The sequence below is a fragment of the Variovorax terrae genome (genome assembly GCF_022809125.1).
GTDB lineage: Bacteria > Pseudomonadota > Gammaproteobacteria > Burkholderiales > Burkholderiaceae_C > Variovorax_A > Variovorax_A terrae.
This window is the reverse complement of sequence record NZ_JALGBI010000002.1, coordinates 471,184-496,788: the sequence shown is the minus strand read 5'-3', so window position 1 is coordinate 496,788 and position 25,605 is coordinate 471,184. Positions and strand designations below refer to the sequence as shown.

Genomic DNA, 25,605 nt, shown 5'->3' with positions numbered 1-25,605 from the left:
GAAATCAGGAAAGCAGTCGTCCGCACCATGGCTGACCGCAGACCGTTCTACTCCATTTGTGGTATGACACGAGCCGCACCCCGCCCTAGCATCACAGTGCCGCCAAAGGCACACCGGAGGGGATTCACATGGCTCATCACACACGCAACTCAAGAGGTAGCGCACGTTATCGGTTCTTGAACGCCAGGCGCCAAATCCTGGCTTGGTCAGGGGGAGGCCTCCTCTTCCTCGGGCTCACCGGCTGCGCCGCCAACTGGACCTCGATCTACCGCAACCAGACCGTCACGGATGCCCCGGGAGCCCGGCAGGCGATCGTGACCATGGACGCCAAGCAGCGCGCCGTTCATTCGGTGCAATACGGCACTGGCGCCGAAGCCACCATCAAGCTGTGTGCGGAACAGGCGCCGGACATTTTTTCCGTCATCAGCGCGAGCGCAAACGCCTCGGCCAGCGCCACGGCCACTGCCGAGCAAAAGAACCTGAGCGCCTCACTGGCTCAAGCCATCGCCGAATCTGGCGGCGCCATCGAGCGGTCGCAGACGGTCAATCTGCTGGCCATGTCGCTGTATCGCAGTTGTGAGCGTCAGCTAAACAACATGATCAGCGACGAAGAAATGACTCTTCAAGCAGCACGAGATCAACGCATGCTGGTGTCGGTGCTGGCCATCGAGCAGTTGACCAACATGATACGGCCGCAGCTCAACCGCACGTCCGCATTCAGCGGCGGCTCGGCCGGAGGTGCTGCCGCCAAATTCGCTGACCAGTTGACTGCCGCTCGTGACGACGTCAAAGCGACCGAAACGGCTGAGGGCAACGCTAAAAAGGCCTACGACGCGGTGCTCGACAAGGCCAAGCCGGCCGAAGGAAAAGAGAAAGATTGCACCGCCATCGCGGACACGGGCGACCAAAAGGACTGCCAGGACAAAAAGTTGGACTGGAATGCAAAAAAGAAAAAGGCCGATGACGCCCGCAAGTTCTACGACAGCCTCGCCGCTCAGGGCCCGGCTCTCAACGCAGCAGCGACCGCTGCGACCGCCACCTCGACAACACCAGTCCAAGTGAGCGCCACCCTGAGTGACGTGGCCATTCAAACCATTGCCAGCACCGTCAGCCAGTTGGCCAGTCTGGGAGTCACCATCGACTACCAGGGAGAAATGTGCGTGCATAAGAATGCGAGCGCCACAAAACCCCTTACGAGTTGCCCCGGTGCCACTTCAAGCGAGGACCTGCTAAACGTCCAGCCCAGTAAAGGCACACAGCAACCCGCGATCTTCATTTATCCGCAAGTCGCCAAGGCATCGCAACGCGCAGCACTGGACACGCTGCTGAGAGCCAAACATTCGGAGATTTTGAATAGTGCGACCATCTACCTCACGGAGGCGATTCCGGACTACAGGGGAGTCAACGTCCTGCGGTACTTCCGGCCAGACGACAAAGCATCATGCAGCACCACCGCCACGGCGCTGGGCGGGATTCTGAAGATGCCGTTGCAGTGCATTTTTGTGCGCGGCTACGAAAACAGGGTCAAACCAGGCCAAATGGAAATCTGGCTGGGACCGGATGCCATCGTTCCCTCCTGAACTAGAGAAGGACCGCGGCAACGCAGATCCAGTGTATTTCGTGCTTTGGCAGATTTTCAGAGGAAAGTTTGGCTAATGTCCAGGCGGGGTGGTTATTTTCAGCTATATTTTTGATAGCACACAACTGCCACACTGCCCGGCGGCCCTCCTTCCTTCACTGCCAGCCGAAGCGCCGGATGTAGAACTTCTTCATCGCCGTGGTGAGCACGGCGTAGCCCAGCAGGATCGCCACCAGCCAGGGGAAGAACAGCAGCGGCAGCGGCTGCAGCTTGAAGTAGTCGTGCAACGGCCCCATCGGCAGGAAGATGCCGACCGCCATGATGGCCGCCGTGGTCAGCAGCAGCGGCCACGCCGCGCGGCTCTCGATGAACGGTAGCTTGGGCGTGCGGATCATGTGCACGATCAGGGTCTGCGTGATCAGCCCCACGACGAACCAGCCCGACTGGAACAGCGTCTGCTGCTCCACGCTGCTGGCCTTGAACACGAACCACATCAGGGCGAAGGTCACGATGTCGAAGATCGAGCTGACCGGGCCGAAGAACAGCATGAAGCGGCCGATGTCGCCCGGGTTCCAGCGCAGCGGCTTGCGCACCAGCTCGCTGTCCACGTTGTCGAACGGGATCGCGATCTGCGAGATGTCGTACAGCAGGTTCTGCACCAGGAGCTGCAGCGGCAGCATCGGCAGGAACGGCAGGAAGGCACTGGCCACCAGCACCGAGAACACGTTGCCGAAGTTGGAGCTGGCCGTCATGCGGATGTACTTGAGCATGTTGCTGAAGGTCCGGCGGCCCTCGATCACGCCCTCCTCCAGCACCATCAGGCTCTTCTCGAGCAGGATGATGTCGGCCGCCTCCTTGGCGATGTCCACCGCGCTGTCCACCGAGATGCCGATGTCGGCCGCGCGCAGCGCCGGCGCGTCGTTGATGCCGTCGCCCATGAAGCCCACCACGTGGCCCTTGGCCCGCAGCGCGCGCACCAGCCGCTCCTTGTGCAGCGGCGTGAGCTTGGCGAACACCTGGTGCACGTCCACGGCATGGGCCAGGGCCTCGTCGCTCATGCGCTCGATCTGCGAGCCGAGCAGCACGTCGTCGGCCGGCAGGCCGACCTGGCTGCACACCCGGGCCGTGACGAGTTCGTTGTCGCCGGTCAGCACCTTGACGGTGACGCCGTGCTCGTTGAGCGCCTTCAGCGCCGGCGCGGCCGATTCCTTGGGCGGGTCGAGGAAGGCGATGTAGCCGATCAGCGTCAGGTCGGCCTCGTCGGCCACCGAGTAGGCGTTGGGGCTGGCCGGGATCTCCTTCATCGCCACCGCCACCACGCGCAACCCGTCCTCGTTCAGGCGGCGGGTCACCTCGAGCACGCGCGCCAGCATGGCCTCGTCCAGCGCATGCTCCTGCGGGCCCTCGCCGTTCTCGATGCGCACGCGCGCGCACACGGACAGCATCTCCTCCAGCGCGCCCTTGCAGATCAGCTCGTGGTGGTCGTCGCGCTCCGACACCACGACCGACATGCGCCGGCGCTCGAAGTCGAACGGAATCTCGTCGATCTTGCGGTAGTCCTGCTCCAGCTTGAGCTCGGTCTGCAGTTCCACGTGCTCGAGCACGGCGCGGTCGAGCAGGTTCTTCAGCCCGGTCTGGTAGTGGCTGTTGAGGTAGGCGAACTTCAGCACCTCCTCCGAGGAGTTGCCGAACACGTCGGTGTGGCGCTCCAGCGCGATCTTGTCCTGCGTCAGCGTGCCGGTCTTGTCGGTGCACAGCACGTCCATCGCGCCGAAGTTCTGGATCGCGTCCAGCCGCTTCACGATCACCTTGCGGCGCGCCAGCAGCACGGCGCCCTTGGCCAGCGTGGAGGTCACGATCATCGGCAGCATCTCGGGCGTCAGGCCCACCGCCACCGAGAGCGCGAACAGGAAGGCCTCCATCCAGTCGCCCTTGGTGAAGCCGTTGACCAGCAGGACGATCGGCACCATCACCAGCGCGAAGCGGATCAGCAGCCAGCTCACGCTGTTGACGCCGGCCTGGAACGCGGTCGGCGTGCGGTCGGTGGCGGTGACGCGGGTGGCCAGCATGCCGAAATAGGTGCGGTTGCCGGTGGCCACCACCAGCGCCGTGGCCGAGCCCGACACCACGTTGGTGCCCATGAACAGCAGGTTGCTCTGCTCCAGCACGCTGTCGCTGCTGGCGCGCCGCTCGGCGAACTTCTCCACCGGCAGCGATTCGCCGGTCATCGCGGCCTGGCCCACGAACAGGTCCTTGGCCGTCATCACGCGGCAGTCGGCCGGGATCATGTCGCCGGCCGACAGCACCACGTGGTCGCCCGGCACCAGCTCGCGGATCGGCACCTCCTGGCGCGAGGGCGGGCGGCGCGTGTGCAGGTGCGCCTCGAAGTAGCGCTCGGCCACCTCGGCCGCCTCGGTGCCGAGGTCGCGCCGGATCACGGTGGCGGTGTTGCTCACCATGGCCTTGAGGCGCTCGGCGGCGCGGCTGGAGCGGCCCTCCTGCACGAAGCGGATCAGCGTGGACAGCACCACCATCGTGCTGATCACGATCGTGGCCTTGGCGTCCTCGGTCAGGTACGACACCACGGCCAGCACCGTGAGCAGCAGGTTGAACGGGTTCTTGTAGCACTGCCACAGGTGCAGCCACCAGGCCAGCGGCTTTTCGTGCTCGACCTCGTTGGGGCCGTAGTGCTCCAGCAGGGCCGCGGCTTCCGGCGCGCTCAGGCCGTCTTCGTGGGAATCGAGCTGCACCAGCGCCGCCGACAGGTCGTCGCGGGCCGCGCGCAGCAGGTCGCGCGAGAGGTGCTCCGGCACCGGCTGCGACAGGCCCCGCCCCGCCACCGTCTCCAGCAGGGCCCGGCGGCCGAAATGCTTGGCGGTGTGGCGGCTGCGCAGGAAGTTGCCAAACCAGGTCTTCAGGAAATTCATGCGGGGACTCCGGTTGCGGGGGGCCTGTGTTCGGAAGGGGGGCGCAGGCGTTGGAGCGCGCGGCGCGCCGCGGGTTCCATCGCCGGTGCAGGCATCATCGGGGCGGCGCTGCGGGCCAGGCCGCCCAGCGTATCGAGCCGGATCAGGACCAGCTGCGACGGCTCCAGCAGCCGAGCCAGGCCCTGCACCAGGCGGGCCGCCGCGGCGACCGAGCCGGTGAACTCGCCGCTGAGCATGCAGCGGGCCGGCGGCAGGCCGAGCCACTGCTCCTGCACACAGGAGAGCTGCACCCGGGTGTCATAGGCGGCGCAGCGCAGCAGCTCGCGGGCGCTGTCCCGCGCCTCGGCGCAGACGATCAGCGCCACGCGGTGGTGCAGCCGGGCGGGAGCGCGGTGACGATCGACAGTCATCATGCGGACAGTCCTTGCGGATCACAGCGCCGGGCGCTGGCCCAGGCTCAACTGTAACTGGACCGTGGCGCTCGCCAGATCGGCCTGCGCCTGCAGGCTGGCCAGGTAGGCCTCGTCGGCCGAGCGCTGGGCCGCCAGCAGCTCCAGCAGCGAGGCCGCGCCCTTGCGGTACGACAGGCGCATGCCCTCGAGCACCCGGTCGGCGTCGGCCAGCACGGATTCGCGGTAGCGGCGCAGGTTGTCGCGCGCGGCTAGAAACTGCGTATGGGCCACGCGCACGTCGGCCTCGGCCTTGAGCTCGGCCTGGTTCAGGCCGAGCATGGCCTGCGTCACCGCCGAGGCCGCCTGGATCAGCTCGCCGCGCTGCAGCCGCGAGAACGGAATCGGGATCGACAGCGTGACGCTCAGGGTGCGCGAGCGCGGCGAGCCATCCACCAGGTTGCCGTCGGCGTCGATCGACGCGGGCCCGGTCGGCGTGCGGCTGTAGCTCAGGCCCAGCGTCGGGTCGACATGGCGGTTGGCCTGCACCAGTTCCTCGTTGGCGCGCGCACTGTCGAGCGCGGCGCGCGCGATCAGCACGTCGTCGCGGGCGCGCAGGCCCTGGCGGACCAGCGCCTCCAGGTCCTGCCCGGGCACAAAGGCCTCGAAACCGCACTCCAGCGCGCCCGCGCCGAACAGCTCGGCGAAGCGCCGGCCCAGCGGCACCGACAGGCCGAGCTGCGCGGCCTGCGCGTCGGCCCGCGCCTTGTCCACCACGGCCTGGAACTGGTCGCGCTCGACCCGCGACTGCAGCAGTTCCAGCCCGCCCACGTCGCCGGCCTTGCGGCGGGCCTCGTTGGCGCGCACCACCTCCGACAGGGCCTGCAGCGTGGACTGCTGGCGCGCCAGCGCCTCGCGCGTGCGGCAGGCCTCGGCGAAGGCCCCCGCCGAATCGCTGTAGAGCTGGTGCCGAAAGCCCTCGACGGTGGCCTCGGTCAGCCGCACATTGCTTTGCGCGGCCTGGATGCGCTTGTCGCGCTTGCCGCCGGTCTCCACGGTCCAGTCCAGGCCGATAGAGCGGGCCACGGGCGGCTTGGGGTTGACCGCGCTGCTGAACTCCTTGGGCCCCATGCCGATCGACAGGTTCGGATCGGGGCGCACGCCGGCCACCGTCACGCCCGCGCGGGCGGCGGTGATCGTTTCGCGCTGGGCGGCCAGGTCGAGGCTGTGCTGCTCGACCGCGTCGAGGTACTGCCGAAAGCGGATCGCCGGCGCCGCTGCTGCTGCGGTGTCGGGCAGGCCAGCCGGCTGGGCCGGCGCCAGGCCAGCCCAGAGCAGGGCGCTGGCGAGCCCGGCCAGACGGGCCCGCCGAAGGGTGTGGTGGTTCATGTCGGCTCCTTGGTATCGGCCGCCAGGGCCTCGGCTTCTGAGGGGGCGCGGCGCCGCGCGGCGGCCTCGGCCCGGGTTTCGATCAGGTGGTAGAGCGCCGGCAGCAGCACCAGCGTCAGCAGCGTGGCCGTGACCAGCCCGCCCACCACCACGGTGGCCAGCGGGCGCTGCACGTCGCTGCCCAGGCCGGTGGCCAGCATCGCGGGCGTCAGGCCGAGGGCGGCCACGGTGGCCGTCATCAGCACCGGGCGCATGCGGCTTCCAGCCCCCTCGAGCACGGCCTCGCGCAGCGCCTTGCCTTCCTCGCTGCGCAGCCGGTTGATCTGCGCGATCATCAGCACGCCGTTGAGCACGGCCACGCCGAACAGCGCGATGAAGCCAACGGCGCTGGAGACGTTGAGCGTCATGCCGCGCAGGTGCAGCGCGGCCAGGCCGCCGAGCGTGGCCAGCGGCACCACCAGCAGCACCAGGGCCGGCTGGCGCAGGTTCTGGAACTCGGCGAACAGCAGCAGGAACATGATCGCCAGCGTCATCGGCAGGATCACCCGCAGCCGCGCCTCGGCACGCTCCAGGTTCTCGAACTGGCCGCCCCAGGCGATCTGGTAGCGCTGGTGGTCGTAGCGCACGCCGCGCTCGATGGCGGCCTGCGCGTCCTTCAGGAAGCCGGCCAGGTCACGGTCGCGCGCATTGAGCTTGACGGTGACGTGACGCCGCGCGTTCTCGCGCGTGATCATGCTTTCGCCCGACACCGTGCGAATGCTCGCCACCTGCGCCAGTGGCACCTTGGCGCCGTCGGGCGCGGTCAGCATCAGGCCGGCGATGGCATCGGGGTCGTTGCGCACGCCCTCGGGAAAGCGCACGCTCAGGTCGTAGCTCTTCTCGCCCACATAGAGCTGGCCGATCGGGGCGCCGCCGATGCCGGTGTAAATCAGGTCGGACACATCGGCCGCGTTGATGCCGTAGCGCGCGGTAGCGGCGCGGTCGACGTCGATGCGCAGGTTCGGCAGCGGCGGCTCCTGGTCGATCGACACGTCGGCCGCGCCCGGCACCTGGCGCAGCGCCGCGATCACGTCGCCGGCGATGCGGCGCATCTCGTCGAAGCTGTCGCCGTAGACCTTGACCACCAGGTCGCTGTGCGCGCCCGAGAGCTTGTCCTGCACGCCGTCGATCATGGGCTGCATGAAGCCGACCGCGTAGCCCGGCATCTGCCGGTAGCGCGCATCGAGCCGGGCGATCAGCTCCTGCTTGGTGAGACCGGACTTCCAGGTGCTGTAGGGATGCAGGCCGACGCTGGCCTCGATGTGCGAGACCGTCCAGGGATCGGTGCCGTCGTCGTTGCGCCCGGTCTGCGTCACGATGTACGAGACCTCGGGAAACTCCAGCGTCACGCGGCGCAGCTCGTTGGCCATGGCGCTGGCCTTGTCCAGCGTGATGCCGGGCGGCATCGTCACCTGCAGCCAGAGCGAGCCCTCGTCGAGGTAGGGCAGGAAATCGCGGCCGAGGGTCGCGCCCAGCGCCGCGATGCCCAGCACCGCGGCGGCGCAGGTGGCCGCCAGCCAGCGGGTGCGGCCCAGCGCACGCGACAGGAAGGCGTCGTAGCGCACCGCCAGCCACTCCAGCGGCCGGTTGTGGAAGATGCGGCGCGGCGTGCGAAAGGCCAAGTAGGCCAGGCCGGGAATCAGCGCGAGCGCCGTCACCAGCGCGCCGAGCAGCGCCGCGCCCACCGCGTAGGCCATCGGCGAGAACAGCTTGTATTCGATTCGCTGGAAGGCGAACAGCGGGAAGTACGCCGCGATGATCACCAGCATGCCGAACAGGATGGGCCGCGCCACCTGCAGCGTGGCGGCCACGGCGTCGGCCGGCGTCAGCGGCCGGTCCTGCTGCTGCTCGCGCCGGCGCAGGATGTTCTCCACCAGCACCACCGCGCCATCGACCAGGATGCCGAAGTCGATCGCGCCCAGCGACAGCAGGTTGGCCGGGATGCGGAAGTGGTGCATGAAGATGAAGGCGATCAGCAGCGCCAGCGGAATCGTGAGCGCCACGATCAGGGCCGCGCGCGGGCTGCCGAGGAACAGCAGCAGCACCAGGGTCACCAGCAGCATGCCCTCGGCCAGCGTCATGCCCACGGTCTTCATGGTCGCGTCGATCAGCGAGGTGCGGTCCAGGTAGGGCACGACCTTCACGTCGCGCGGCAGCAGGTTCTCGTTGAGGTCGCGCACCGCCTGGTGCACGCCTTCGAGCGTGGCCGAGGCGTTGGCGTCCTTGAGCAGCAGCGTGATGCCCGAAAGGGTGTCGGGGTTGCCGTCCTTGCCCAGGATGCCGCGGCGCTCGACGTTGCCGTAGACCAGCCGGCCGAGGTCCTTCACCAGCACCGGCGTGCCGCCCTTGGCCGTCACCACCACGTTGCCCATGTCCTCCAGCGAGCCGATCAGGCCGACGCCGCGGATCACGTAGGCCTGCTCGCCGCGGTTCATCAGGCTGCCGCCCGCGTTGTTGTTGTTGGCGTTGATCGCGTCCTTGACCTGCTGCAGCGTGAGGCGGTACTGCACCAGCCGCGCGGGGTCGAGTTCGAGCATGAACTGGGTGGTCAGGCCGCCGAAGTTGGCCACGTCGACCACGCCCGCCACCTTCTTCAGGCGCGGGATCACGGTCCAGAACTGCAGTTCGGAGAGCTCGCGCAGGTTGCGCGTCTTCGACTCCAGCGTGTAGCGGTATATCTCGCCGATCGGCGAGGTGTAGGCGTCCAGCCCCGGCTTGGCGCCGTAGGGCAGGCTGACGTCGTTGATGCGCTCCTGCAGGCGCTGGCGCGACCAGTAGCCTTCCACGCCGTCCTGGAACACGACCACGATCAGCGACAGGCCGAAGGTGCTCTTGGAGCGCAGCACATGCAGCCCCGGCGTGCCCAGCAGGGCGCGCTCCAGCGGCACGGTGATCTGCTGCTCGACCTCCTCGACCGCCAGCCCGGGCACCTGGGTGACGACCTGCGAGGTGACGTCGGCGATGTCGGGGTAGGCCTCGACCGGCAGCTGCTTCCAGCTGGTCCAGCCGTACAGCGCCACGAACGCGAACACCAGCCAGGCGATGCCGCGGCGGCGAAAGCACAGGGTGACGATGCGCTCAATCATTGAGAAGCACCCCTTCCTTCACGACGATGCGCTCGCCGGCCTGCAGCCCCGACACGATCTCCACCCGGTCGCCCAGCACGGCGCCGGCCTTGACCACGCGCGGCTCGAACCGGAACGGCGCCTTCTCCACGAACACGCGGGTGTACAGCCCGCTTTGCACCAGGGCCGAGGCCGGCACCACCACGGCCTGATGCGCCGGGCCCGAGAACACGGCGCGGGCGAACATGCCGGGGCGGAACCGGCCGGCGCGGTTGTCGACGGCCACGCGCACCTTCACCGTGCGGGTGTCGGCGTCCAGCACCTCGCCCACGTAGCGCACCGTGCCCTCGAAGGCCTGACCCTCGTAGGCGTTGAGCTCGATGCGGGCCTTCTGGCCGACGAACACCGACGCGAGGTCGCGCTCCGACACGCTGGCGGCGAGCCAGACGCTGGACAGGTCGGCCACCGTCATGACCGGGGCATTGGTGTCGTTCCAGTAGCCGCCGGCCGCGCCGGCCAGCTCGATCACACGGCCGCTGATCGGCGCGCGCAGCACGTATTCGCGCGCCGAGCCCGCGCCCGGCGCCGCCCCGAGCTGGGCCAGGCGCGTGCGGGCGCGCCGGGCCTCGCTCTCGGCCTGGGCGAAGTCGCTCTGCGCCTGCTCCAGGTCTTTCTGCGCGGCGATCTCGGCCTGCGCCAGCTCCTGCTGGCGCGCCAGGTTCTTGCGCGCCAGGCCGAGCGCGGCCTGCGCCTTGGTGGCATCACTGTGCGCGGCCGACAGATCGGCCGAGTCCAGCGTGAGCAGCAGGTCGCCGGCCTGCACGGGATCGCCCAGCATCTTGTGCAGCCGCACGATGCGGCCGGCCAGCGGCGGCACGATCCGCACCAGGCGCGCCGGATCTGCCTCGATCGCGGCCGGCACGCCGATCGGGCGCTCCACCGCCTGCACCTGCACCGCGGCCAGTTGCAGGCTCTGGCGCAGCGGTGAGGCTTCGGGCACGAAGACCGAGCCGGCCTCGTGCACGACGGCAGCCGCGGACGGGCGGGCCGGCTCCTCGGCAGTGCTGGACCCGGGCAGCCCGCGGGCGCCGTCGCAGCCGGCCAGCACGGTGCAGGCGGCCGCCAGCAGCCAGCCTGCGGCGCTGCGGGTCGATGGTTCGAATGTCATTGTTCTTCTCCTTCAAGCATCTCGGGGGAAACGGGATCGCCGCAGCGCGCGCAGGTGTGCCCCTCGGGCCAGAGCGGCCCGACAGGACACGGGCGTGCGCCCGCGAAGCGGTCAGTGGATGGGAAAGCGCCGAAGGCAGGCGGCGGGTTCGCGGGGGCCGAGCCGCCCGGCAGCGGGCGGGAGGTCAGACCTCGGGCGAACGCGCGCCTCCTGGGCGCCATCTAGGAGCTGGGTCGGGGTCCATGGTCTCTCCTTGATGGGGATTGAATCGACAGCAGTCGCGCCGGGCCCTCAGTGCAGGTCCACCGGCTGGGGCACGCACTCCCAGCGCACCGAGCGCACCTGCGGCTCGCGCCCCAGGCGCTGCACCATGCCCACCAGCTCCCGGCGGGCTTCGGGGCTGCCTTTGACCCAGGCCGTGAGCTGCGTCAGGGCCCGCCCTTCCAGCGGCGCGGCCACCAGGCGCAACAACTCCAGCCGGCCTTGCCCGGCCTCGCCGCGAATCTGCTGTTCGAGGCGCGGCGCGGCTGGCCCCAGGCAGGCGACGCTGAGCCGGTACAGCGGGAGGGCACCGGTCTTCGCCGCCGCGCCGGTCGCGCGGCCGGCGCCGGCAGTGGTCCATTCCATCAAGCGCATGGCATGCTCCTTTCCTGCAACAAGTTCGACAAAGTGGTTCATGGCCGTCTCCTCATTCGTAGGCATCGCTCAACATGGCCCAGCGCACGACCGAGACGCTTTTCTCCAGGCTCACGCGGCTGACGATCTGCTCGAGCAGGTTCTTGTGGGCGGCCGAGGTCAGCACGTCGGCGCGCACCTCGATGCGGCCGCCGGGCGTGGCGTCCTCGCTGTGCAGCGACTGCAGCATCAGGTTGGGCATGCTGCCCACCATGTTCAGCAGCAGGCTGCGCACATGCACTTCCTCGGCCGCCTCGCACTGCGCCGTGATGCGGAACGCCTGCTCGATGTCCGTGCCAACCAGCGCGCTGTGCTGGCCCAGGCGCTGCGCGATGCCGCGCAGCGCGAAGTTGGCGGCCAGCACGAAGAAGGTGCCGATCGCAGCCTCCAGCGCATAGCCCAGGCCCGAGAGCACGCCGATGGCGGCCGAGCACCAGAGCGTGGCGGCGGTGTTGAGGCCGCGCACGTTGAGCCCTTCGCGCATGATCACGCCCGCGCCGAGGAAACCGATGCCCGACACCACCTGCGCGGCGATGCGGGCGTGACCCTGCGGATCGGGCGTGAAAGCCGAGATCGAGACGAACAGCGCCGCGCCCGCCGCCACCAGGGCGTTCGTGCGCAGGCCCGCCATGCGCTGGCGCAGCTGGCGCTCGGTTCCAATCAATGAGCCCAAGACGAGCGCCACCAGCACCCGCAGGGCAAAGTCATACCAGACCATCACCGCCTCCTGTTGCGAACAGGGAGACCCGGCGAGCCTTGAAGGCAGGCGCTGCACGGCAAAGCGCTACGCGAGACGCGCGCTCAGCACCTGAAGACAGAAGCTATCTGGGAAAAGAAGAGCGAAGCGGCTAGCGCCTGGCTCTGGACATCGTACCCGCGGGATCGGGGCACGAAGGGAGGCTCGTGAACCCGATCAGGCGGCGATGTCGATCCAAGATCGACTACTGTCACCGGAACAAGTACCCACAGAAGACTCCAAAGTTGAGATGCGGCGGAGTCTATTGCTGCACCGCAAAAAAGTCAAGGCATGCCCCTGCTTCGCGCGAAGACTGCGCGAGGGCGGGCGCCCGGCTGCGCCGCGGCGGCTGTCATGGCACCGGCGGGACACGCCGTTACACTGGGCACGGCAGGGCGCGCCTGGCGCCGCCCGGCCCTCCCATGAACCTGATCCAGAGCCTCCTCGTCATCGCCCTGCTGATCGCCGCCAGCGCCTTTTTCTCGGTGGCGGAAATCTCGCTGGCCGCCTCGCGCCGCCTGCGCCTGCGCCAGATGGCCGATGACGGCGACGCGCGCGCCGAGCGCGTGATACGCATCCAGGAGCAGCCCGGCCACTATTTCACCGTGGTGCAGATCGGCCTGAATGCCGTCGCCATCCTGGGCGGCATCGTGGGCGAAGGCGCGCTGAGCCCGCATTTCACGGCGCTGTTCGGCCTCTGGCTGGCCCCGGCCCGCGCCGAGACGGCGGGCTTCCTGGCCTCGTTCCTCACGGTGACCTCGCTGTTCATCCTGTTCGCCGACCTGTTTCCCAAGCGCCTGGGCATGATCCAGCCCGAGCGGCTGGTGGTGCGCGTGGTGCAGCCCATGCAGGCCTGCATGTCGGTGTTCAAGCCGGTGGTCTGGGTCTACAGCCAGTGCGCGGACCTGCTGTTCCGCATCTCGGGCCTGCCGCCGCAGCGCGACGACCGCATCACCTCCGACGACATCCTCGCCCTGACCGAGGCCGGCGCGCAGTCGGGCGCGCTGGAACGGCGCGAGCAGCAGGTGATTGCCAATGTGTTCGAGCTCGACACCCGCGCCGTCTCCAGCGCCATGACGCCGCGCGACCGCATCGCCTGGTTCCTGCGCGACGACCCGGACGCCGTGGTGCGCGCGCGCATCGTGGCCGAACCGTTCTCGTCCTACCCGGTGTGCGAGGGCGACATCGACCACGTGGTGGGCTACGTGGACGCCAAGGACATGTTCCAGCGCGTGCTCAACAACCAGTCGATCTCGCCGGGCGCCGAAGGCATGCTGCACAAGGTGCTAATCATCCCCGACCGCCTGACGCTGACCGAGGTGCTGGAGCAGTTCCGCCAGGCGCACGAGGACTTCGCGGTGATCGTCAACGAATACAGCCTGGTGGTGGGCGTGATCACCCTCAACGACGTGATGAGCACGGTGATGGGCGACCTGGTCTCGCCGCAGGACGAGGAGCTGATCGTGCGGCGCGACGAGAACTCGTGGCTGATCGACGGCATCACGCCGGTGCAGGACGTGCAGCGCGCGCTCGACCTCGACAGCCTGCCGCACGCCGAGGAATACGAAACCCTGGCCGGTTTCCTGATGGTGATGCTGCGCCGCGTGCCCAAGCGCACCGACAAGGTGACCTGGGAGGGCTACCAGTTCGAGGTGCTGGACGTGGACAGCTACCGCATCGACCAGGTGATGGTGACGCGGCTGGCACCCGCCGGCGCGGCGGGTGCCAGCGCCTGAGCCGGCGGTGGCTGGCCACCGCCTCACTCAACTTCAAAATTGATAGCAGCAAATGACCGCTGCACCTGGACCTTGGGCCGATCTGACTCAAATTCCGGGATTCGAAGCGGGATTCACGCCCACAACCGGCCACCACTCAGGCTGCGGCCGCGTAGGCCTCAGGACTGGCGCGCCTCGGCGCCGTGTTCCCACTGTCGCTTGGCGCCCAGCACGGCGTTCGGGTACGGCGCCTTGCCGCGGCTGCCGTTGTAGCGGCCCAGCGTCATGAACAGGTCGCCGCGCTCGCGGTCCAGGTAGTGGCGCAGGATCACGCAGCCAAAGCGCAGATTGGTCTGCATGTGGAACAGCTTGCCCGCATCGCCATCGCCGATCACGCGCGTCCAGAACGGCATGACCTGCATGTAGCCGCGCGCGCCGGCGTTGCTGACCGCGAACTTGCGGAAATTGCTTTCCACCTGGATCAGGCCCAGCACCAGCGCCGTGTCCAGCCCGGCGCGCTTGCTCTCATACCAGACGCTCTGCAGGAACTCCTTGCGGATCTGCCATTCGGGCTTTTTCTTCTTGAGCCGCTCGCTCATGGCGCCCAGCCAGCGCAGGTAGGCGAGCCGGCTTTCCGTGTCGGCAAACTCGGGAATCGGCGGCGCGTGGTTGGCGATGGCCGAACTCAGGGCCGTGCGCACCGAGTCGGCCAGCGGCTCCTCGATCTGCGCACCGGCCTGCGCTTGCTCTGAAATCGATAGCAGTCCAAGCCCACCGGGCAAGGACATCAGGCACTTTCTTCTCGAAATCACACCTGCAACCGGCTCTTCACGAAGCCGGACACCTCGGACGCCGGCACCTTGGTGGCAGCGGTGTCGCGGCGGTGCTGGTACTCGAGCTGGCCTTCCTTGAGGCCGCGATCGGAAATCACCACGCGGTGCGGCACGCCGATCAGCTCCCAGTCGGCAAACATGGCGCCGGGGCGCTCGCCGCGGTCGTCCAGCAGCACATCCACGCCGGCCGCGGCCAGATCGTCATGCAGCGCCTCGGCAGCGGCCTTCACCTCGGCGCTGCGGTCCATGCCGATCGGGCAGATCACCACGGTGAACGGCGCGATGGCGTCGGGCCAGACGATGCCGCGCTCGTCGTGGCTCTGCTCGATGGCGGCCGCGGGCAGGCGCGTGATGCCGATGCCGTAGCAGCCCATTTCCATGAACTGGGGCTTGCCGTTCTCGTCCAGGAAGGTGGCGTTCATGGCCTGGCTGTACTTGGTGCCGAGGTAGAACACATGGCCGACCTCGATGCCGCGCTCGATGGCGAGCACGCCCTGGCCGTCGGGCGAGGCATCGCCCGCCACCACGTTGCGCAGGTCGGCCACAAGGTCGGGTTCGGCCACGTCGCGGCCCCAGTTGACGCCGGTGAGGTGGAAATCGATCTCGTTGGCGCCGCAGATCCAGTCGGCCATGACGGCGACGTCGCGGTCGGCCACGATCTTCACGGGCTGCTTGAGGCCGATCGGGCCGAGGTAGCCCGGCTTGCAGCCGAAATGGCTCTCGATCTCGGCGACGGTGGCGAAGCGGAAGCCTTCCAGCCCCGGCACCTTGCCGACCTTGACCTCGTTCATGTCATGGTCGCCGCGCAGCAGCAACAGCCAGACCTGAGTCCTGGCCACTTCACCGGCCTCGTTCAGCGTGTCGGTCGCCAGCACCAGCGATTTGACGGTGCGCTGCAGCGGCAGGCCGAGCAGCTCGGCCACGTCGGCGCAGGTGCTCTTGCCCGGCGTCGGCGTCTTCACGAGGGCCTGCCCCGGCGCCGGACGCGGCCCGGCGGGCGCCAGCGCCTCGGCCTTTTCCATGTTGGCGGCATAGCTGCTGCTCGGGCAGTAGACGATGGCGTCCTCGCCCGTGGCAGCGATCACCTGGAACTCCTCGCTCAGGTCGCCGCCGATGGCCCCGCTGTCGGCGGCCACGGCGCGGTACGACAAGCCGAAGCGGTCGAAGATGCGGCGGTAGGCCGCGGCCATGACCTGGTAGCTGGCCTTGGCCCCGGCCATGTCGCGGTCGAAGCTGTAGGCATCCTTCATGATGAACTCGCGCCCGCGCATCAGGCCAAAGCGCGGCCGGCGCTCGTCGCGGAACTTGGTCTGGATCTGGTACAGGTTCTTCGGCAGCTGCTTGTAGCTGCGCAGTTCCTGGCGCGCGATGTCAGTGACCACTTCCTCGCTGGTCGGCTGCACGATGAAGCTGCGCTCATGCCGGTCCTTGATGCGCAGCAGCTCCGGGCCCATCTTGTCGAAGCGGCCGGTCTCCTGCCACAGCTCGGCCGGCTGGATCACCGGCATGGTGCACTCGACGGCGCCGGCCCGGTTCATCTCCTCGCGCACGATGGCCTCGACCTTGCGGATGACCCGCAGGCCCATCGGCATGTAGCTGTAGATGCCGGCCCCCAGCTTCTTGATCATGCCAGCGCGCGTCATGAGCTTGTGGCTCACCACTTCGGCATCGGCGGGCGCTTCCTTGAGAGTGGAAATGAAGAACTGGGAGGCTTTCATCGGGCGGAAATAATGAATAGGTACCAAGCCCCTTGCCGCCCGCGCAGTGGCGTGCATAATGAACTCAGTTTAAAAATTTGGGGTTTGATTATGCTTGACCGGGACGGCTTTCGGCCGAACGTCGGCATCATCCTGCTCAACCAGAAAAACCAGGTGTTCTGGGGCAAGCGAATCCGCACCCACAGCTGGCAGTTTCCGCAGGGTGGCATAGACCGGGGCGAGACCCCGGAGCAGGCGATGTTCCGCGAACTTCATGAAGAAGTGGGGCTCATGCCGCAGCATGTGCGCGTGGTCGCCCGCACCCGCGACTGGTTGCGCTACGAAGTGCCCGACCGGTACATCCGCCGCGACGCGCGCGGCCACTACAAGGGCCAGAAACAGATTTGGTATCTGCTGCAGCTGGTGGGCCATGACTGGGACCTGAACCTGCGCGCCACCAACCACCCCGAGTTCGATGCCTGGCGCTGGAACGACTACTGGGTGCCGCTGGACGTGGTGGTGGAGTTCAAGCGCGGTGTCTACGAGATGGCGCTGACCGAGCTGGCCCGCTACCTGCCGCGCCACGACCACCGCAACCGCTACCTGCGCAGCGGCATGCGCTCGCGCGAACACGAGGCGCACGACGTGCCGCCCGATCCCCTGCCCGGCGCTGGCTTCGAGCTGCCGCCCGGCGCGACCTTTGAACCCGATCCGCAGACCAGTGCTGCGGCTCCCCAGGACAACAACCATGCGGTTTCGTGATCTGGCGCCAGCTCTGCTGGCGCTGGCGGCCGGCGGGGCCTTCGCCCAGCTGGCTGCCGACAACCCCGACTGGCGCGAAAACGACGCGCCGCCTCCACCGGCCTTCGAGCTGTCGCGCCTGGTGCCGTTCGAGGTCAGCGCCTCCTCCTCGCTGGCGTTCGGCGTCGATGCCGGCACCATTCGCATCGGCGGCGATGGCGTGGTGCGCTATGTGGTGGTGGCGCGCAGCAAGAGCGGCGGCGCCACCAACACGATGTACGAGGGCATCCGCTGCGCCACCGGGGAGTTCAAGACCTACGCGCGCTACAACGAGGGCAGCGGCTGGACGCCCGTGAGCGCCCCCGAGTGGCAGTCGATGTACAAGGCGGTCCGCCCCCGCTATGCGCTGGAGCTGGCCCGCCAGGGCGTGTGCGCGGAGAATGCGCCGCCGCCCAGCGTGCAGCACATCCTGCGCGACCTGCGCAACCAGAACGAACAGAAGCGCGGCTGATCGGCGCCGGGGGTCAGCGGGTCAGCACCAGGTTGTCCCGGTGCACCATCTCGGGCTCAGCGGCATAGCCCAGCAGCGCCTCGAATTCGCCGGACGGCTTGCGGCACAGCAGGCGCGCTTCGGCGCTGGCGTAGTTGGCCAGCCCGCGCGCGATCTCGGTGCCCTGCGCATCCCGCACCGCGATCACCTCGCCGCGCGAGAAATCGCCTTCCACCGCCGTCATGCCGATCGGCAGCAGGCTCTTGCCCTCGTCGCGCAGCTTGACCACGGCGCCGGCATCCACCGTCACCGCGCCGCGCAGCTGCAGGTGGTCGGCCATCCATTGCTTGCGCGCCTGCGTCTTCTGGGTCTGGGCCACCAGCAGGGTGCCGATGGCCTCGCCGCGCGCGAGGCGCACCAGCGCGTCGCGCTCGCGGCCCCAGGCAATCACGGTGGAGGCGCCCGAGCCCGCGGCCCGCTTGGCGGCCAGGATCTTGGTGATCATGCCGCCCTTGCCCAGGCTCGAGCCCGCGCCGCCGGCCATGGCCTCCAGCGCCGGGTCGCCGGCCTTGGCTTCGTGCACGAAGGTGGCCGCCGGGTCCTTGCGCGGATCGGCGGTGTACAGGCCCTTCTGGTCGGTCAGGATGACCAGCGCATCGGCCTCCACGAGGTTGGCCACCAGTGCGCCCAGGGTGTCGTTGTCGCCGAACTTGATCTCGTCGTTGACCACCGTGTCGTTCTCGTTGATCACCGGCACCACATGCAGGCGCAGCAGCGTGAGCAGCGTGGAGCGCGCATTGAGGTAGCGCTCGCGGTCGGCCAGGTCGGCGTGCGTGAGCAGCACCTGCGCGCTGCCCAGGCCGTTCTCGCGCAGCTTGGTTTCATACATCTGCGCCAGCCCCATCTGGCCCACGGCGGCGGCGGCCTGCAGCTCATGGACTTCATGCGGCCGCGCGCTCCAGCCCAGGCGCTTCATGCCTTCGGCGATGGCCCCGCTGGACACCATGACGACCTCGCGCCCCTGCCCGGCCAGCCACGCCAGCTGGCGGCACCATTCGCCGATGGCGGACTCGTCCAGGCCGCGGCCTTCGTTGGTCACCAGGCTGGAGCCGACCTTGACCACGATGCGGCGGGCATCGCGCAGCACGGTGGAAGCTGTTTTTTCAATCATTTTGGCTTGATGTCCAGGTGCAGTGGACGTTGTCAGCTATTGTTTTGATAGCAACCGGTCACGGCGCCGGATCGCCCGTGAAGCGTGGATCGATCTCCACCGGCGGCTGCTCGGCCACCTGCTGCGCCTTCACATGCTGGTAGATCGCCTGCACCAGCGGCTCGCAGCCCTCGCGCGTGAGGGCCGAGATCTCGAACACCGGGCCCTTCCACTTGAAGCGCTTGACGAAGTCCTTGACGCGCGCGGCGCGCTCGTCGGCAGGCACCATGTCGAGCTTGTTGAGCACCAGCCAGCGCGGCTTGTCGTACAGCGCGGCGTCGTATTTCTTGAGCTCGTTGACGATCCCCTTGGCCTGTGCCACGGGGTCGGCGCCCTCGTCGAACGGAGCGATATCCACGATGTGCAGCAGCAGCCGGGTGCGCTGCAGATGGCGAAGGAACAGGTGGCCCAGGCCGGCGCCCTCGGCCGCGCCCTCGATCAGGCCCGGCAGGTCGGCCACCACGAAGCTCTGCTCGGGGCCGACGCGCACCACGCCCAGGTTGGGGTGCAGCGTGGTGAACGGGTAGTCGGCGATGCGCGGGCGGGCGTTGGAGACCGCGGTGATGAAGGTGGACTTGCCGGCATTGGGCAGGCCCAGCAGGCCGACGTCGGCCAGCACCTTGAGTTCGAGCTTGAGGCTCTTCTTCTCGCCGGGCCAGCCCGGCGTCTTCTGGCGCGGCGCGCGGTTGATGGCGCTCTTGAAGCGCAGGTTGCCGAAGCCGCCGTCGCCGCCCTTGGCGATGGTGATCACCTCGCCCGGCGTGAGCAGCTCGTACAGCACCTCGCCGGTTTCGGCGTCGGTGATGATGGTGCCCACCGGCATCTTGAGCGTGATGTCGTCGCCGGCGGCGCCGAACATGTCGGAGCCCATGCCGTGCTGGCCGCGCTTGGCCTCGTGGCGGCGCGAGAAGCGGAAGTCCACCAGGGTGTTGAGATTGGAATCCGCCACGGCGAACACATGGCCGCCCCGGCCGCCGTCGCCGCCGTTGGGGCCGCCGAATTCCTTGTACTTCTCGTGGCGGAACGAGACGCAGCCGTTCCCGCCGTCGCCAGCCGCGATGTCGATGAAGGCTTCGTCTACGAATTTCATGATGCGATGATTTTAGGGGGCATGAAACAAAAAAGCCCTGCGCGTCGACGCAGGGCTTTCGTGCCGGAAAGCCTGATGCCTTATGCCGGGGTCACGCTGACCAGGTGCTTGTTCTGCTCACCCTTCACGGCGAACGACACGTGGCCGTCCACCAGGGCGAACAGGGTGTGGTCCTTGCCCACGCCGACATTGGTGCCGGGATGGAACTTGGTACCGCGCTGGCGCACGATGATGGAGCCGGCGCTGATCAGTTCACCGCCGAAAGCCTTCACGCCGAGCATCTTGGGCTTGGAATCGCGCCCGTTTCGCGTAGAGCCGCCGCCTTTTTTCTGTGCCATTTCCGTTGCTCCTTATGCAGCAATAGAAGCGATCTGCAGCTCGGTGAACTGCTGACGATGCCCCTGGCGTTTCTGATAGTGCTTGCGACGGCGCATCTTGAAGATGCGAACCTTGTCGTGCTTGCCGTGCGCCACCACAGTGGCTTTCACAGTTGCGCCGGACACCAGGGGGGTGCCGACCTTGAGCTCGGTGCCGTTTCCGACAGCCAGAACCTGGTCGATCACGATTTCCTGGCCTACGTCCGCAGCAATCTGTTCTACTTTAATTTTCTCGCCAGCAGCAACACGGTATTGTTTGCCGCCGGTTTTTATGACCGCGTACATGTTGACCTCTCGAATGAGTTCTGCGGACGGATTTCCACAGAGCCAAAGATTATAGCACGGTTTGCATCCACTAACATCGCCCGCGCCCAGCCGGTTCCAGGCGCCGCCGGAAGGTCCGCGCGGCCTTCCTATAATCCCCGCACTTACTTGTGTTACCTGCCTTGGCCGTCAACTCCTCCAGTACCGCTGCCGCCCTTGCCCTGATCGCTGACGACATGCGCGAGGTCGACGGGGTCATTGCACGGCGGCTCGATTCCGCCGTGCCGCTGGTCGGCCAGGTCTCCCGCTACATCATCTCGGCGGGTGGCAAGCGCCTGCGCCCGGCCCTGCTGCTGCTGATGTGCGGCGCCCTCGGCTACCGCGGCGACCAGCGCTACAACCTCGCGGCCGTGGTGGAGTTCATCCACACCGCCACCCTGCTGCACGATGACGTGGTCGACGAGTCCACGCTGCGTCGCGGCCGCGCCACAGCGAATGAAACATTCGGTAACCCCGCCAGCGTGCTGGTGGGCGACTTCCTGTACTCGCGCGCCTTCCAGATGATGGTGGACGCGCAGGACATGCGCGTCATGCAGATCCTCTCCGATGCCACCAACGTGATCGCCGAGGGCGAGGTGCTGCAGCTGATGAACATGCACGATGCCTCGCTCGACGAAGCGGGCTACCTGCGCGTGATCCGCTCCAAGACGGCCAAGCTGTTCGAAGCCAGCGCCCGGCTCGGCGCCGTGCTGGCGCGCAGCAGCCCCGAGATCGAGCAGGCCTGCGCCGACTACGGGCAGGCCCTGGGCACGGCCTTCCAGGTCATCGACGACGTGCTCGACTATGCCGGCGATGCCGGCGAGATGGGCAAGAACCTCGGCGACGACCTGCGCGAAGGCAAGGCCACGCTGCCCCTGATCGCCGCCATGCAACGCGGCACGGCCAGCCAGTGCGCCACGATCCGCCGCGCCATCGAAACCGGCGCCGTGGAAGAGCTCGATCACATCGTGGCCATCGTGCGCGACACCGGGGCGCTGGAGGTCACGCGGCAGGCCGCGGCCGCCGAGGCGCAACGCGCCGTGGAAGCTGCGCGCAAGCTGCCCGCCAATCAACACGCCGAGGGTTTGCTACAATTGGCGGCTCAACTGCTGGAACGTCGCTCCTGAGACGTTCCGTCAAACAGCAAACGGGGTGTAGCTTAGCCTGGTAGAGCGCTACGTTCGGGACGTAGAGGCCGGAGGTTCGAATCCTCTCACCCCGACCAGACATTTTCGATTCACGCGCGGCGCCGGCCGCGGCCCGGCGGGCACGGTTGGCGATTTACAGCGCCATGGCAATCGGCGATGATCGGGAAGTCCCCCTCCCTTCGCTTACATTTGCCGGACATGGCCGCCGTCGACACCGTCCTCAACGAACCCATCACCATTGCCCTGCCCGGTCTGGCGCGTGCGCTCGTCTCCGCCGGCAAGCTCGGGCAGAAGTCCGCCGAAGACATCTACCGCAAGGCCCAGACCGGCCGCACCAACTTCATCGCCGAACTCACGGGCTCGGGCGCGGTCTCGGCCGCCGATCTGGCGCACACGATGTCGGCGGCCTTCGCGGCCCCGCTGCTCGACCTGGAGGCCATCGACACCCAGCGCCTGCCCAAGGGCCTGCTCGACGCCAAGATCTGCCAGGACTACCGCGTCGTCGTGCTCAGCAAGCGCAACAACCGGCTGATCGTCGCCACGGCCGACCCGTCCGACCAGGGCGCCGCCGAGAAGATCAAGTTCGCCACGCAGATGGGGGTGGACTGGGTCATCGCGGAATACGACAAGCTCACGAAGATGGTGGAGGCCAACGCCACCACGGCTTCGGAGGCCATGGACAGCATCATCGGCGACGACTTCGAGTTCGACGAGTCCTCCATGGATTCGGTCGCCGCCGAGGCCGCCGAAGCCAGCGTCTCCGAGGTCGAGGACGCCCCGGTCGTCAAGTTCCTGCACAAGATGCTGCTCGACGCCTTCGGCATGCGCGCCTCGGACCTGCATTTCGAACCCTACGAGCACACCTACCGCGTGCGCTTTCGCATCGACGGCGAGCTGCGCGAGATCGCCTCGCCGCCGATCGCCATCAAGGACAAGCTGGCCTCGCGTATCAAGGTGATCTCGCGCATGGATATCTCCGAAAAGCGCGTGCCGCAGGACGGCCGGATGAAGCTCAAGGTCGGGCCCGACCGCGTGATCGACTTCCGCGTCAGCACCCTGCCCACGCTGTTCGGCGAAAAGATCGTGATCCGTATCCTGGACCCGAGCAGCGCCAAGCTCGGCATCGATGCGCTGGGCTACGAGCCCGAGGAGAAGGAGCGGCTGCTGAGCGCCATCGGACGGCCCTACGGCATGATCCTGGTGACCGGCCCCACGGGCTCGGGCAAGACGGTGTCGCTCTACACCTGCCTGAACCTGCTCAACAAACCCGGCGTCAACATCGCCACGGCAGAAGACCCGTCGGAAATCAACCTGCCGGGCGTCAACCAGGTCAACGTCAACGAAAAGGCCGGGCTGACGTTCGCCGCGGCGCTCAAGTCCTTCCTGCGCCAGGATCCGGACATCATCATGGTCGGCGAAATCCGCGACCTGGAAACCGCTGACATCTCGATCAAGGCTGCCCAGACGGGCCACCTGGTGCTGTCCACGCTGCACACCAACGACGCGCCCACCACGCTCACGCGCATGCGCAACATGGGCATCGCGCCGTTCAACATCGCCTCCAGCGTGATCCTGATCACGGCGCAGCGGCTGGCGCGGCGCCTGTGCCCCAACTGCAAGGCCCCGGCCGACATTCCGCACGAAACCCTGTTGGAAGCCGGCTTCAAGGAAGAGGATGTCGACGGCTCCTGGACGCCCTACCGCCCGGTGGGCTGCTCCATGTGCAACAACGGCTACAAGGGCCGCGTCGGCATCTACCAGGTGATGCCGATCAGCGACGACATCCAGCGCATCATCCTGCGCGACGGCAGCGCCCTGGAGATCGCCGAGCAGGCGCAGAAAGAGGGTGTGCGCAGCCTGCGCCAGTCGGGCCTGCACAAAGTCAAGCAGGGCATGACCTCGCTCGAGGAAGTGCTGGGCTGCACCAATGAATAACAGCAGGCTGCAAACAGCAGCAAACCGAGGGAATCATGGCCACAGCCGCGTCTAGAGACATCAAGGAATTCGTCTTCGAGTGGGAAGGCAAGGACCGCAATGGCAAGGTGGTGCGCGGCGAGCTGCGCGCCGGCGGGGAAAACCAGGTCACCGCCTCGCTGCGCCGCCAGGGCGTGCTGCCCACCAAGATCCGCAAGCGCCGCATGCGCTCGGGCAAGAAGATCCGTCCGAAGGACATGGCCATCTTCACGCGCCAGCTCGCCACCATGATGAAGGCCGGCGTACCGCTGCTGCAGGCCTTCGACATCGTGGGGCGCGGCAACGCCAACGCCAGCGTCACCAAGCTGCTCAACGACATCCGCACCGACGTCGAGACCGGCACCTCGCTCAGCGCCGCGTTCCGCAAGTACCCGATGTACTTCGACAACCTGTACTGCAACCTGGTCGAGGCCGGCGAGGCCGCCGGTATCCTGGAGCAGCTGCTGGACCGCCTCGCGGTCTACATGGAAAAGACCGAGGCCATCAAGTCCAAGATCAAGTCGGCGCTGATGTACCCGATCTCGGTCGTGGTGGTGGCGTTCGTGGTGGTGGCCGTGATCATGATCTTCGTGATCCCGGCGTTCAAGCAGGTGTTCAGCTCCTTCGGCGCCGACCTGCCCGCGCCCACCCTGTTCGTGATCGCGATCAGCGAATTCTTCGTGGCCTACTGGTGGCTGATCTTCGGCGGCATCGGCGGCGGCCTGTACTTCTTCTTCCAGGCCTGGAAGCGCAACGAGAAGATGCAGATGTTCATGGACCGCCTGCTGCTCAAGGTGCCGGTGTTCGGCGCCCTGATCGAGAAGTCGTGCATCGCCCGCTGGACGCGCACGCTGTCCACCATGTTCGCGGCCGGCGTGCCGCTGGTCGAAGCCCTCGACTCCGTGGGCGGCGCCTCGGGCAATTCCGTCTACTCGATGGCCACCGAGAAGATCCAGCAGGAAGTCTCCACCGGCACCAGCCTCACGGCCGCCATGGGCAACGCCAACCTGTTCCCGACCATGGTGCTGCAGATGTGCGCCATCGGCGAGGAGTCGGGCTCGATCGACCACATGCTCGGCAAGGCCGCCGACTTCTACGAGGCCGAGGTCGACGACATGGTCGCCGGCCTGTCGAGCCTGATGGAGCCCATCATCATCGTTTTCCTGGGCACCCTGATCGGCGGCATCGTGGTGTCGATGTACCTGCCGATCTTCAAGCTGGGCCAGGTTGTCTGATGCCGCTGGAACTGTGGCTCGACGCCGCCCTCGGCGGCGTGCTGGGCCTGCTGGTGGGCAGCTTCCTCAACGTGGTGATCTACCGGCTGCCCAAGATGATGGAGCGGCAGTGGGCGGCCGAATGCGCCGAATTCTCGGGCCAGGCCGCTGCCGCCGACGCGCAGCCTTTCAACCTCATGGTGCCGCGCTCGCGCTGCCAGGCCTGCGGCCACGCCATCCGCTGGTACGAGAATGTGCCGCTACTCAGCTACCTCGCGCTGCGCGGCAAATGCGCCGCGTGCGGCACGCCGATCGGCCTGCGCTATCCGCTGGTGGAGCTGGCCACCGGGGCGCTGTTCTTCTTCTGCGTGCGGCACTGGGGCCTCAGCCCCGCGGCCCTGGCCTGGTGCGGCTACTCGGCCGCCCTGGTGGCCCTGGCCTGCATCGACTGGGACACCACCCTGTTGCCCGACGACATCACCCTGCCGCTGCTGTGGGCCGGCCTGATCGCCGCCGCACTGCAGTGGACGCCGGTACCCCTGTCCACGGCCCTGTGGGGCGCCGTGGCGGGCTACCTGTCGCTCTGGCTGGTGTACTGGCTCTTCAAGCTGCTGACCGGCAAGGAGGGCATGGGCTATGGCGACTTCAAGCTGTTCGCCGCGCTGGGCGCCTGGTTCGGCTGGCCCGCGCTGGTGCCCATCATCCTCATGGCCTCGGTGATCGGCGCCATCGTCGGCCTCACCCTCAAGTTTTCCAGCGGGCTGCGCGAAGGCGGCTACGTGCCGTTCGGCCCGTTCCTCGCCGGGGCCGGCCTCACGGCCATGGTCTTCGGGCCGGCCTCGATCCTGCAGGTGGTCGGGCTGTAGC

Annotated in this window: 21 protein-coding genes and 1 tRNA gene; 9 read left to right on the top strand and 13 right to left on the bottom strand. The window is 67.7% G+C overall.

Annotated elements, in window-relative coordinates:
* The first annotated feature begins 128 nt into the window (after window positions 1–128).
* Window positions 129–1,580 (top strand): hypothetical protein, encoded by a 1,452-nt coding sequence (locus MMF98_RS17790; RefSeq protein WP_243308116.1) that lies wholly within the window; start codon window positions 129–131, stop codon window positions 1,578–1,580.
* A 154-nt stretch (window positions 1,581–1,734) separates the two neighbouring features.
* On the opposite strand, the gene mgtA is transcribed toward MMF98_RS17790, so the two are convergent.
* The 7 genes from mgtA to MMF98_RS17755 form a co-directional block, all read right to left on the bottom strand.
* Window positions 1,735–4,506 (bottom strand): magnesium-translocating P-type ATPase, encoded by a 2,772-nt coding sequence (gene mgtA / locus MMF98_RS17785; RefSeq protein WP_243308115.1) that lies wholly within the window; start codon window positions 4,504–4,506, stop codon window positions 1,735–1,737.
* A complete protein-coding gene (locus MMF98_RS17780; RefSeq protein WP_243308112.1) occupies window positions 4,503–4,919 on the bottom strand; it encodes a hypothetical protein in 417 nt (138 codons plus the stop codon). The genes mgtA and MMF98_RS17780 overlap by 4 nt, the downstream gene beginning before the upstream one ends.
* An 18-nt stretch (window positions 4,920–4,937) precedes the next feature.
* Window positions 4,938–6,284, bottom strand: a complete 1,347-nt coding sequence (locus tag MMF98_RS17775; RefSeq protein WP_243308110.1) for a TolC family protein — start codon at window positions 6,282–6,284, stop codon at window positions 4,938–4,940.
* The gene (locus MMF98_RS17770) at window positions 6,281–9,409 is read right to left on the bottom strand and encodes an efflux RND transporter permease subunit (protein WP_243308107.1); all 3,129 of its coding nucleotides are present in this window, start codon (window positions 9,407–9,409) and stop codon (window positions 6,281–6,283) included. Before MMF98_RS17770 ends, MMF98_RS17775 begins: the two co-directional genes overlap by 4 nt.
* Window positions 9,402–10,556 (bottom strand): efflux RND transporter periplasmic adaptor subunit, encoded by a 1,155-nt coding sequence (locus tag MMF98_RS17765; protein ID WP_243308106.1) that lies wholly within the window; start codon window positions 10,554–10,556, stop codon window positions 9,402–9,404. The genes MMF98_RS17770 and MMF98_RS17765 overlap by 8 nt, the downstream gene beginning before the upstream one ends.
* A 291-nt stretch (window positions 10,557–10,847) precedes the next feature.
* Complete coding sequence (locus MMF98_RS17760) at window positions 10,848–11,234, bottom strand: hypothetical protein (protein WP_243308105.1); 387 nt, start codon at window positions 11,232–11,234, stop codon at window positions 10,848–10,850.
* 10 nt (window positions 11,235–11,244) lie between these two features.
* Window positions 11,245–11,949 carry an MgtC/SapB family protein gene (locus tag MMF98_RS17755; RefSeq protein ID WP_243308103.1) on the bottom strand — a complete coding sequence of 235 codons (705 nt, stop codon included), beginning with the start codon at window positions 11,947–11,949 and terminating at the stop codon, window positions 11,245–11,247.
* A 440-nt stretch (window positions 11,950–12,389) separates the two neighbouring features.
* Between MMF98_RS17755 and paeA the strand changes: the two genes are divergently transcribed.
* On the top strand, window positions 12,390–13,703 hold the full coding sequence (paeA, locus tag MMF98_RS17750; RefSeq protein WP_243308101.1) for a polyamine export protein PaeA: 1,314 nt from the start codon (window positions 12,390–12,392) through the stop codon (window positions 13,701–13,703).
* Between the two features lie 158 nt (window positions 13,704–13,861).
* On the opposite strand, the gene MMF98_RS17745 is transcribed toward paeA, so the two are convergent.
* Window positions 13,862–14,470: a lytic transglycosylase domain-containing protein gene (locus MMF98_RS17745; protein WP_243308097.1), complete on the bottom strand. Its 609-nt coding sequence runs from the start codon at window positions 14,468–14,470 to the stop codon at window positions 13,862–13,864.
* Between the two features lie 20 nt (window positions 14,471–14,490).
* Window positions 14,491–16,233 carry a proline--tRNA ligase gene (locus MMF98_RS17740; RefSeq protein ID WP_243308095.1) on the bottom strand — a complete coding sequence of 581 codons (1,743 nt, stop codon included), beginning with the start codon at window positions 16,231–16,233 and terminating at the stop codon, window positions 14,491–14,493.
* Window positions 16,234–16,323: 90 nt separating this feature from the next.
* Here MMF98_RS17740 and MMF98_RS17735 point away from each other — a divergent pair, with 90 nt between their 5' ends.
* Together MMF98_RS17735 and MMF98_RS17730 are read left to right on the top strand one after the other, a co-directional pair.
* Window positions 16,324–16,974, top strand: a complete 651-nt coding sequence (locus tag MMF98_RS17735; RefSeq protein WP_243308678.1) for an RNA pyrophosphohydrolase — start codon at window positions 16,324–16,326, stop codon at window positions 16,972–16,974.
* Window positions 16,961–17,464, top strand: a complete 504-nt coding sequence (locus MMF98_RS17730; protein WP_243308087.1) for a CNP1-like family protein — start codon at window positions 16,961–16,963, stop codon at window positions 17,462–17,464. The genes MMF98_RS17735 and MMF98_RS17730 overlap by 14 nt, the downstream gene beginning before the upstream one ends.
* A 13-nt stretch (window positions 17,465–17,477) precedes the next feature.
* Here MMF98_RS17730 and proB read toward each other — a convergent pair whose 3' ends face one another.
* The 4 genes from proB to rplU all read right to left on the bottom strand — a co-directional run bounded on the left by proB (window position 17,478) and on the right by rplU (window position 20,405).
* Complete coding sequence (gene proB, locus MMF98_RS17725) at window positions 17,478–18,614, bottom strand: glutamate 5-kinase (protein WP_243308086.1); 1,137 nt, start codon at window positions 18,612–18,614, stop codon at window positions 17,478–17,480.
* A 58-nt stretch (window positions 18,615–18,672) separates the two neighbouring features.
* Window positions 18,673–19,743, bottom strand: coding sequence for an Obg family GTPase CgtA (cgtA, locus tag MMF98_RS17720; protein WP_243308082.1), 1,071 nt, complete (start codon window positions 19,741–19,743; stop codon window positions 18,673–18,675).
* Window positions 19,744–19,823: 80 nt separating this feature from the next.
* Window positions 19,824–20,081: a 50S ribosomal protein L27 gene (gene rpmA / locus MMF98_RS17715; RefSeq protein WP_243308080.1), complete on the bottom strand. Its 258-nt coding sequence runs from the start codon at window positions 20,079–20,081 to the stop codon at window positions 19,824–19,826.
* Window positions 20,082–20,093: 12 nt separating this feature from the next.
* A complete protein-coding gene (gene rplU / locus MMF98_RS17710; RefSeq protein WP_243308079.1) occupies window positions 20,094–20,405 on the bottom strand; it encodes a 50S ribosomal protein L21 in 312 nt (103 codons plus the stop codon).
* A gap of 215 nt (window positions 20,406–20,620) precedes the next feature.
* Here rplU and MMF98_RS17705 point away from each other — a divergent pair, with 215 nt between their 5' ends.
* The 5 genes from MMF98_RS17705 to MMF98_RS17685 all read left to right on the top strand — a co-directional run bounded on the left by MMF98_RS17705 (window position 20,621) and on the right by MMF98_RS17685 (window position 25,604).
* Window positions 20,621–21,550 carry a polyprenyl synthetase family protein gene (locus MMF98_RS17705; RefSeq protein ID WP_423837645.1) on the top strand — a complete coding sequence of 310 codons (930 nt, stop codon included), beginning with the start codon at window positions 20,621–20,623 and terminating at the stop codon, window positions 21,548–21,550.
* A gap of 21 nt (window positions 21,551–21,571) precedes the next feature.
* Window positions 21,572–21,648: transfer RNA gene (locus MMF98_RS17700), tRNA-Pro, on the top strand.
* 121 nt (window positions 21,649–21,769) lie between these two features.
* A complete protein-coding gene (pilB, locus tag MMF98_RS17695; protein ID WP_243308077.1) occupies window positions 21,770–23,506 on the top strand; it encodes a type IV-A pilus assembly ATPase PilB in 1,737 nt (578 codons plus the stop codon).
* A gap of 35 nt (window positions 23,507–23,541) precedes the next feature.
* Entirely contained in the window at window positions 23,542–24,759 is a 1,218-nt protein-coding gene (locus MMF98_RS17690) for a type II secretion system F family protein (RefSeq protein ID WP_243308076.1), read from the top strand.
* On the top strand, window positions 24,759–25,604 hold the full coding sequence (locus MMF98_RS17685) for a prepilin peptidase (RefSeq protein ID WP_243308074.1): 846 nt from the start codon (window positions 24,759–24,761) through the stop codon (window positions 25,602–25,604). Before MMF98_RS17690 ends, MMF98_RS17685 begins: the two co-directional genes overlap by 1 nt.
* Window position 25,605 lies beyond the last annotated feature (1 nt).